This window comes from Kocuria sp. LHG3120, assembly GCF_049897445.1.
Lineage (GTDB): Bacteria > Actinomycetota > Actinomycetes > Actinomycetales > Micrococcaceae > Kocuria > Kocuria rosea.
Window position 1 is genome coordinate 1 of sequence record NZ_JAFCWG010000015.1, and the last position, 10,162, is coordinate 10,162.

Genomic DNA, 10,162 nt, shown 5'->3' on the forward strand with positions numbered 1-10,162 from the left:
GCCCGGGACCAGTCGAGGATCTCCTCCACGGAGAGCTCCTCGAGCACAGCCCGGTGGAGCCGATCCCACACCCCGGCCTCCTGCCACTCGCGCAGCCGGCGCCAAGCGGTGTGCCCGGATCCGCACCCCAGTTCCACGGGCAGGTCCCGCCACCGGCACCCGGTGTGGAGCACGAACAGAATGCCTTCCAAGGCGGCGCGGTCGTCGATCCGCCTCAGCCACCGCCTCGAGGGCCCGAGGGTCGACCCCGGATCGATGACCGTGCGGCCCTGGCCGCGCTCAGCTGCGGCGCTTCTTCCGGCTCGTCACTGGGTTTCGGAGGGCTCACGTCCACCAGTGTCTCGATTTTCTCGCTTATGTCGACCCTCCAACCCCATTCGGGGTGATTAGGCCTCTTACACCGATACCGCGATAGTCCCAGTAAAAACAGATGAGAGAACTCGTCCATCCTGGCTACGATCTCCCCCGCGGTTTCTACTCGAGGGACGAATCAGCAAACATTTCTTTCCCCGACCCGGTTTCATGACTGGTGATGGTGAGAACTGTCCATGGGTACTCCCATGGTGCGCAGCTGATCGGTGCAGGCACCTAGTGCGTGGGCGTAGTTGCTGTCCAGGGATCGGCCAGCAAAGTGCAGTCCGAAGGCGCGGCGGCTGTCGTCGAGCCAGTTCAAAATCGGAGATCCGGAGTTGCCGCCCAGCGTGGTCAGGTCGTGGCCGAAGACCCACTGCTGCTCGTCGCCGTCCACCGTTCCCAGGGGGCGGTAGGTAATGCCGGGGGCGAGACGTTTGATTCCATACCGGTTGCCGAACAGAGTGGTGTTGACCCAGGTCCAGTCGATGCCCTCGTGAGTCCCTCCAATGAACTGAGGTGGGCCGGGAAAGCCGACGACGCAGTAGGACGCCAGGTTGCCGGCGGGCCCGTCCGGATCAGCGGTCACCGGTATCGCGGGGGGTAGAGCAGAGTCACTTTCCGCCGTGGGTTCGAGCCGCAGGACTGCCGCATCGAGCCTCGTGAAACTGGGACCGTCCGCTGTAGTGGAGATGGTGGCCTCGACGACTTGGAAGCGGTTCTTGTCCGCACGACCGGATTCGACGGCGAAGTCTATGAAGACGCCGCCTCGGACAGTGAAACCTGAATGAGAGGGCTGCACGAGGTGTGGGAGGCGCTTTCTTATTGCCTCGACGACGTGGAGGTTTGTCAGTGCCAATCCTGCTGCGCTGTCGACGATCCAGGCGGTTCCGAAGTAGTCCCGCGCCGTGGGCTTTTCCGGCTCGACGCGTCCAATGGCACGGATGGATGGAGCCAGCGAGTCCTGGGTGCTGGCTAGGGTGGCGCTCCAGTCCCCTGCTAAGGGGTGGTGGGGATCCACCCGGGCATCGTGTATCGGCAGGGAGGGCCGGGTGCCGTCGGCCCGGATGACGGCCTCCAGGGTTCGAGCGTCGTCCACAGTGAGCCGGGAGCCGGGAGCCTCATCAAGCTTGTCGATGGTACGCCGGGTTCGGTTTAGCAGGATCTCTAGGGCACGACGGTATTCGCGGGGGTCTCCGACCTCATCAGCTGGCGCAACCTCGAGGACGGAGAACAGAGCGGCTTCCAGGCGTCCGGTCACGGCCTCCGCCCGGGGAGGCGCCTGCGCTGCTTCCGCTGGGTCGACCGCTTCGACTAAGACGTGTTGACGATCGGCCAGAGCCGGTGCGGACACCAGGGCGCGGAGATGACGTGCGGACTTCTCCGGCATGAAGCGTGTCATCGTTTCTCACCCACTCTCTGGGTGGGTGCGGCCTCAACCGGTGGGAGGCCCAGCCAGCCCCTCAGGTATTCGTTGTCGACGGCCGTCCCAAGTTGCTCGGTGACCGTCGCGGCCCCCGGCAGCTCGGGTTGCACATCCGCTGAGGCGGCCGCGGCTCGGTGCAGGAGCGCCGTCGCCAGTTCTGGTCCGAAACGGTGCCAGTCCAGTTCGGTGGAGTCGACAGCGTCGAAGTTAACCAGCTCCGCGACTAGCGAGGCCACCGATGTCATCTCCGAGTCCGGGGCCCCCAGCACATGGTCGACGGCTTCCCGGTCCCGCCCCAGATCCAGGTCGGCGAGCAACAGAGCCTCCGCGTTGACGATGCCGGGTCCCATCTGGAAGGAGTTCCACCCGAGTGGCCGGCGGGAGGTCGCTTGGAGGAGACGGCGGAACATCACCTGCAACGTCTCACCTCGAGCCCGTGCCTGCCTGACAAGGTTGGCCCGCCCGTGGTGGGCCAACCACAGGGCCGCCGCCCCTGCGGTGAGCGCCACAGCGAGACTGGTTCCCTGGCCTTGGTTCACGTGCTCGCCTCCCGCTCCACTTCCAGCGGGAACATCCGCGTGAAAGACGTTCTGACCCGGTGCTGAGATGTCCACCGCGGCTCCCTGACAGCTACCCGGCCACCGGGCGTCCGCGGCGTTTGTGCCCGCCACTGCGATGCACTCGTCATAGCGGGCCGGCCAGACGACGGCGCCGACGCAGTTCCCGGCGGCGGCCAGGACGATGACATCGGCTGCCACGGCCCGGCGCACCGCCCTGTGGAGGGAAAAGGACGGGATGCCCCCCAGACTCATAGTGATGACTGCGGCGCCGTGCTCGACGGCCCAGTCGATCGAGCGGGCAACGGTCACCTGGGTCACGCGCACGACGCTTTCAATGGCTCGCAGCGGCATATGCGCGGCGTCCGGAGCTGATCCGGTGACTCGCAGCATGGGCGGGGACACCGCGACGCTGGCCGTTGCCGTGCCATGCCCGGGATTGGCGCCGGTGAGCGGATCGGTGGGGTCGTGGTCCGCTCCGAGGAAATCGAACCCGGAAGCGGAGTTGACACCGCGCAACTCGGCGTGCGCGGTGATCCCGGTGTCGGGCTGGGCGATCAAAATTCCCCGACCTCTGCTGGGTCGACCCTGTGCCGCAGAAACCCGCCAGGCCTGGACCGCGCGTATCGTTTCAAGCGCCCAGCCCGGTCTGCCGTCGAGATGGGGTTCCCGGGCAACCCAGCACCCGCCGAGCACGCCCCCCAAGCTCTCTTGTCTCAGGCCTACATCCGGCGCGGCGGGCGGCTCCTCAGGGAAGAAGTCGGTGGGCAGATCGGGCTCGGCTGCCGCAACTTCCAGAGTCTCGGCCAACGCATACCCGGCGGCGAACACCGTGGCCGGGTCCTCGATGCGCAATCCGTGTCGAGGCAGCTCCACCACGACAATCCCTGGTTCCAATGCCGACAACGGGGCGAGCACGGCACCGAGATCCGGCAGGATGCCCCGCAGACTCTCCGCAACGGCCGCAAGGTCCTGGCCGGGCCGCAGCTCCAAGGCGAAACGAGCCGGTGGGAGGTCCACGATCCGCGGAACGAGGGAACGTTCCACGGTTTCTTTCACTGTCTCGCCCCTGCCGGCGAAGGCGCTGTCGTCCATCATCCCGTTCCTCCCGTGCGGTCTCCAGCGGTGGAGCCGGTGCTGTGGGCTCCATCTGCAAATGGGTCCGGGATGAGTACCCCCAGTGGACTCATCGGGACCTCCAGGAATCCGCCCCGTTCTTTCAGCCCTGCGAGGGATCTCGGCGTGGAGGCCATGTTGATCACCAAGCGCTTCCTGAATCGCTCCGATGGGCGTCCAACCAGGCACCCACCACCGCGCGTCCACTTTGGATCGCTGCGAGGTTGGTACTGGTCGTTAGAGCATTCACGGTGCGGCTGAGGTGGCAGGAGAACGCGGCTACTCCCGCCAGGTGCACCGAGTCGGGGAAGTCGGTTGTCGTAGGTCCATCCGCGGTCTCGAGGTTTTCCGCGATGTTGTGCCGGCACCACTTGGAGTCGCAGGCTACACGTTCTCACCGGCGAGCCCGCTCAACAGGGTGAGCGCGCGATCCCGGTACACGCCGTCCTGCTCTGGAAGCGACTCCCGGACCGGCTCCGCGGCGGTTTGCAGGGTGCCTTGCAAGGCGGCTGCACGCGAGTGCAGCAAGGACAACCCCTCGGCATCGTGCGGGTAGAGCAGGCTCAGCCCGCGCTTGTCCCCACCGGAGAGATCGACCCCGTTGCCGGTGGGCGCACACCGGCTGGGATCGGACTTGTAGAAGAAGGACGGGAAACGGTAGAGCATCACCGATGCAGGATCGAAGGGACCCACCACGACGGCCGGGTCGTCCTCCGTCCGTAGGTTGTGATCGACTTTGTGACGAGGCCAGCGATTCGGGGGGCCAGCCAGGAAAGTATAAATACCCGGACGACGCCCTTGGGAGTCCGGAACGAACACCCCGCGCGGATCACGGGTAGGGACGTACCCCGGATCGTCGTCCCAACGGAACTCCACCTCACACGGTCCCCTCAGGTTCTGATGGGAGTGGTGGAAGGCCAACGCGTGTAGGAACTCGTGGCGGACCGTACCCTCCCAACGATCAGGCCGTTGGGCGGCGAAACCACTGAGATTCAGACTACGCTGATTCGGTCTACCTCCCACCGGCTCCCCCGGTAGGCCGATGGACCGATCCGTGCTGTCGGTCCCCACCAATGAGAAGTACCCACCAAGGTCGAAGCTGACACGGATTTCGGCGGCGTAGTCTTCATCGTCCTCGCGCCACCGTCGGTACCCCCCGGAGCCGTCCGAACCAAAGTCCAGCCTCAAGTTGCAAGCCTCGGTAATCTGATCGGTGGCCCCGGCCACCGCATCGTGCAGATCGGTGTCACCGTCCAGGAACGCCACACGCACCACGGACCCGGGCACCCATCTGGCCAAGTCCGATGCAACAAACTCCAGTCCTGGAGCGTTCTCCGCCATCCTCCGCCAGGCCGCGTTCCTGATCTCCAAGGAGGCAAGCACCTCGTCCGGCAATGAATCCAGGATCATCATCTTGTCCTTCACTGTTCGTCGTATTGACGCACCCCGCGACGAGCAGCGCGGGCGCGTCGGACACACCTTCTTTCACGCCCACCGCGGAGGACAGACGCGCATTTTTCATGACTAGCGAGCCCAAAGATATTGAACGATCCATTACTGCGCTGTTACTACTCCCGTGTTCCCTGTAATAATCCCGACTTCGGTGACGTACGCCGCAACTCGTGATCTCTCTGCAACCATCGACCCATAGAGCGATAACAGCGCAGTAACACCTGGATCGTTACCTTCACTCCACCTGCAGTTCCTATTGCGCCGTTTCTTCCTTCCACTGCGCGGAGGCCCCGAGCGCGGCGCGAAGGGTTACCGACGAGCCTTAGGAGTGAGCGTGGTGTCGATCCCGGATCGCGTCATCGCCGCCACCGTCCAGCGTTACCAAGCCCGCCAGGAGCCTCGGGCGACCACGGTGGACAAGATCCGATTCGCCCACATGTCGGAAGGCCATTTGCTGGCGGTTGATGCCCCTGACCGGGTGCGGATGCGATCTGAGCATTTGCTGCAACAGCCGGTGGTGCGGGCGGCGCTCGGGGTGGCGTCCACCGAGTCGGCGGCAGCGGCCCGGGGAGTCATCGACGACCCCCGGGTGCTGGAGCGGATCATCGGGGACAACAACTTGCTGGGCGTGGCGTTCCTGGAGCTGGGCGCGGCCGCCGCCCGCAGCGTGGGACGGATCCACATCCGCGAGGGCTCCCGCCCGGCCGGCTTCGGCACCGGGTTCTTGGTCTCCCCCCGGCTGGCCATGACCAACAACCATGTGCTCGAGAACGTCGAGGTGGCCCGGTCCTCGTGGGTCGAGTTCAACTTCCAGGACGGCATCGACGGGATGCCCCTGCGCTCCCGCTTCTTCGCCCTGGACCCCGCCGCGTTCTTCCTAACTGACCCAGAGCTGGACTGCACGGTTGTGGCCGTCGCCGCCCAGTCGCTGGCTCAGGAGGGGTCCCCGAGCGTGCCGTTGCATAGCTTCGGGTTCCACCGCACCAGTGCCGTGCAGGGCAAGATCCTGCTCGGAGAGTCCGTCAACATCATCCAGCACCCCGAAGGCAAACCGAAGCAGATCTCGCTGCAGCAGAACGAGCTGGTGGACCGCCTGGAGCTGTTCTTGCACTACCGCAGTGACACCGCCCCGGGGTCTTCCGGGTCCCCGCTGTACAACAACCAGTGGGAGGTGCTGGGCCTGCACCACTCCGGGGTGCCAGCGCAGAACGAGGCCGGGCAGATCCTTGCCCAGGACGGCACCGTGTGGACCCACGACCGCGGGGAGGCCGCGATCCAATGGGTCGCCAACGAAGGGGTGCGCATGAGCAGCATCCACACCTGGCTTCGCACCGCAGCAACCACCCTGGCTCCCGCCGCCCGGCAGTTGCTGGAGGAACTGCTCACCCCACCGCCTCCCCCCGCGACGACCCCGGCCGAACACGCCGCCCAAGCCCCCGAAGGCATCACCGTGCCCGTGGTACCGGTCCCCTCTCTCACGCCCACGCCTGAGGCGAAAGTCACCGCAGCCCCCGCCCAGCAGCTACCCGTAGCACCACCTCAAGTGTCCCAGGGCACAGTTTCCCTCACCGTCCCGCTGCACCTGGAACTGCGGTTGGACAGCCCCACTACCGGCATTGCCACGTCCTCCGGAGCCGGGATTGCGCCGGCCGAGGAGCCCGAGGCTCAGGCCCTCGATCCCGACTACGATCAGCGCCCTGGCTACGACCCCGATTTCCTGCCCTGGCCGGTACCCCTGCCACCACTGACCGACGCGCAAAGGACCCGGGCGGCACAGACTTTGCGCGCCCGCCCGGGGGCGGATCCGACGGTGGTGGACTACCACCACTTCAGCTTGGTCGTCGACGCGCCCCGGAGGCTGGCCCTGTACACCGCCGTCAACGTCGACGGAGCCCGCGCCCGCCGGCCTGACCGCGACGACCGCTGGCTGTTCGACCCTCGCCTGATGCGCGAGGTACAGATCGGCAACGAGCTGTATTCTCGCAACGACTTCGACCGCGGCCACCTCGTCCGCCGACTGGACCCGGCCTGGGGCTCGGTCGCCGAGGCGTGCAAGGGCAACGACGATACCTTCCACTACACCAACTGCGCCCCCCAGCACAGCAACTTCAACCAGAACACGTCCACCTGGCTGGGGCTGGAAGACTACCTCCTCAATCAGGCCCGAGCGGATCGGTCCCGGATCACGGTGTTCACCGGTCCGGTGCTGGAGGACACCGACCCGATCTACCGGGGCCATCGCATCCCGTTGGCCTTCTGGAAAATTCTGGCCTTTCAACACACCGACGGGCAACCTTCGGCCACTGCCTACCTCATCAGCCAACGCGATCTCGTCACCGGCATCACCAAAGAGGCCTTCGTCCCTACCACCCACCAGGTCGCCGTACGCCGCATCCGTGACCTGACCGGCCTGGACTTTGCTTATCTCACCGCGGCCGACCCGCTCGACGAACCCGGCGCCGAGCACGAGCGCGCCCACGAAGCCTTCGAGGAACGCCTCCCTAGCCACCTCGTGGGCTCCTTCGACGATCTCGTGCTTTGAACCGGGCAATCGGGACAGCTCCGGGTCCGACCCCGCACCAACCGGCCCAGTGAACCTTCCCTCTGACTCGCCTAATCGCCTCGCCCACAAAACCCGACTCGCCGCCCTATGACCACCCCGTCCTATGTCGGGTTCGAAGCCGCCCACTACGATGAGGCCACTGCGCCCCGGCCGGAGATGTAGCTCGTATGAACAAGGCAGAGAATCCGTGACGGTTAACTAATGCTCGAGACCGGGCAATTGCAGCCTCTTTTATGCGAGTATTCGATGATGTCCCAGTAATGGACCACCCGTAACCTTGGTGCCAGTTGTTCAGGGCGCACGAGGTCTTGCCATTCCTCTGTGGGATCGAACGTGTACGCCGTTGTTGTCGACACCGTACCGTTGAACATTAATGCGTCGGCAACCTGATGGATTGGACTCCCAATGCCTGTTATGGTCCCGGATTTGTTCAAACTGAAGCGCACGAAGTTCGTGCTATGGCGCCCGCACCACACGGCCCCTGCACCGAAGTTGGTGATCGGCATATTCACGTCTGGAAATCCGCGGTCACTGACATCGAGACAGGCGCACGACTTGGCGGAGATTCCGGGTTGCCCGGGGCTGTGGGCAATCGATGCAGTCAAGTGCGGGCTGGTGGACGGAGAGGTCTATCATTACTGGTTCGAGGTGACCGATAGTGCTCCGCACCGAAATGGGCAACGCATACTGTGTACAGATCCGACGGCGTTCACGGTGGACTGGCGTTTGCTTGCCGACAGGCAACCCCCTCCGTACTCCAACAACGACCGTGACCCGGCCTCCGTCGTGAAGTTCACCAACGGGCAATTGGTAGGGTGCGACACGACCGGTGAGGAATTCGTGACGGTCGCCTCGATCGAGAAGGCCAGATCCGCAGCGAACAACAGACTGGTGATCTACGAACTGCCGACAAGTTGGACGAGGACCAATCTGCACGGCGACCCGCAGGTCGGCGTGGGTACCTTTCAGGACGTCGCCGCACTGATCGATCCGAAATCCGACCCCGCGAACTTCGTCGGCGTGGCCGCGCTCGAAGCGGGCCGGAGCCATCTCGGGGCCCTCGGTGTCAACGCGCTCGAACTGCTCCCTCCCGCAGACAGTTTTGTCGATCGGGAGTGGGGTTACGCGACGAGCAACTACTTCGCCCCCGATTTCGATCTAGGCTTTCCATCTGCCAATACCTCGCCCACACCCAACGGGGATCTGGCCCGGCTGGTCAAGACGTGTCACGAGCACGGCATCCGATTCTTCGCCGACGTGGTGATGGCATTCGGAACTCGCGCGCCGCTCGAGAACATCAACTTCCACGAATTCCACATCGACCCAAAGAGCGAACCTGACGACCCCGACGCGCAGCAGTCCGGCGGACAAGGCCAGCGAGATGGGTTCGGGGGAACACTGTGGCGCTACTCACGACAGGTGAACGGCTACGACCCGCTGGACGGCCAATCCCGCCCCTTGAACCCGGCTCGGCAGCTCATGAAAGCGTTCTTGTTGCGCTGGATGGCGGACTTCGGCGTCGACGGCTTACGTGTCGACAGCGTGAACAACATCGCCAACTGGGATTTCGTCCAGGAGTTCAAGAATCTCGCTCGTAGAGAATGGCAAGGCGACGCGGACCGGTTCCTTGTAGTGGGCGAAGAGTTGTCGGTGCCTCAGGATCTGCTTAAGCAAGACCGTCTAGACGGCTTGTGGAACGAGGACTTTAAACGGATGGTGCGGCACGCCATTCTCGGCACCAACGACGCCAAAGAACCGAGCTTCGAATGGACGATCCGCAAACTGATCGACTGCCGCCTCATGGGCTTTCGAGATGGCGCACAGGCTGTCAACTACCTCGGCAGCCACGACGTGGAGGGCGTTCACAACGAGCGCCTGTTTGACTTCCTGCAGAACAACGGCGTGGCATTTACCGAGGAACGCATCAAGCTTGCATTCGTCTGCCTCCTGACGGCCGTCGGCGTGCCCATGATTTTCGCGGGGGACGAGTTTGCTGACGAGCACGATCTCAGCACCGGACACCCGGCCAAACAGCGCGACGCCGTCAACTTCGAGCGGGTGGAGGAGCCATGGCGGCAACGAGTTTTCAATTACGTGGCTAGGCTGGTACACCTGCGCACCCACTCCGACGCGCTTGCAGTGAACGACACCGACTTCATCCACGTTGATTTCAATGACGGCAAGCGTGTGCTGGTCTGGCGACGGGGGCGGCCCGGAGACGGCGACGACGTCGTCGTTGTGGCCAACTTCTCCAACTTTGTATCAGCCGACCTCGGTTCAGGCGGCGAATATCGAGTACCCAATTGGCCACCCACTCCCACCGGCAAACGCTGGCGGGAAATCACGCAGCAACGCGACGTTCCACCCGACTGGGTGGGACGTGAAGGCATCAATGCCTGGGAAGCGAAAGTGTATTGCCTTGTCGGCGCATGACCTCGGTCACCGTAGACGTGATGCAGCCTCCATCGCGGGAGAGTCGTCCATGCTCGGATTCGTATCTCGTCGACACCACCACCATGGCCGCCGCACACGGGAATGCCCCGACATCCGATGACTCTCTGACCTGCCCCACGGTTCCCTTAGACCTTGTCTCATAACTCCGTTGCCTGGCACAGTCGGCGGAGGTTGATGAGCGTGATGGCGAGCAGGAGCAACGGGAGCAACGTGGCCTCGGTGCGGTCGTAGCGCAGCCCGAGG

Annotated in this window: 5 protein-coding genes and 1 pseudogene; 2 read left to right on the forward strand and 4 right to left on the reverse strand. The window is 64.4% G+C overall.

The window, feature by feature from the left end; all coding sequences use genetic code 11:
• The 4 genes and pseudogenes from ACP7CD_RS18250 to ACP7CD_RS18265 form a co-directional block, all read right to left on the reverse strand.
• Positions 1-212: pseudogene (locus ACP7CD_RS18250) on the reverse strand (transposase); the annotation flags it as partial.
• A gap of 308 nt (positions 213-520) precedes the next feature.
• Positions 521-1,612, reverse strand: a complete 1,092-nt coding sequence (locus ACP7CD_RS18255) for a trypsin-like serine peptidase (protein WP_426120816.1) — start codon at positions 1,610-1,612, stop codon at positions 521-523.
• Between the two features lie 137 nt (positions 1,613-1,749).
• On the reverse strand, positions 1,750-3,429 hold the full coding sequence (locus ACP7CD_RS18260) for a S8 family peptidase (RefSeq protein ID WP_426120817.1): 1,680 nt from the start codon (positions 3,427-3,429) through the stop codon (positions 1,750-1,752).
• Positions 3,430-3,834: 405 nt separating this feature from the next.
• Entirely contained in the window at positions 3,835-4,863 is a 1,029-nt protein-coding gene (locus ACP7CD_RS18265) for a hypothetical protein (RefSeq protein WP_426120818.1), read from the reverse strand.
• A 373-nt stretch (positions 4,864-5,236) separates the two neighbouring features.
• Here ACP7CD_RS18265 and ACP7CD_RS18270 point away from each other — a divergent pair, with 373 nt between their 5' ends.
• Positions 5,237-7,444: a DNA/RNA non-specific endonuclease gene (locus ACP7CD_RS18270; RefSeq protein WP_426120819.1), complete on the forward strand. Its 2,208-nt coding sequence runs from the start codon at positions 5,237-5,239 to the stop codon at positions 7,442-7,444.
• A 447-nt stretch (positions 7,445-7,891) separates the two neighbouring features.
• On the forward strand, positions 7,892-9,898 hold the full coding sequence (locus tag ACP7CD_RS18275; protein ID WP_426120820.1) for an alpha-amylase family glycosyl hydrolase: 2,007 nt from the start codon (positions 7,892-7,894) through the stop codon (positions 9,896-9,898).
• Positions 9,899-10,162 lie beyond the last annotated feature (264 nt).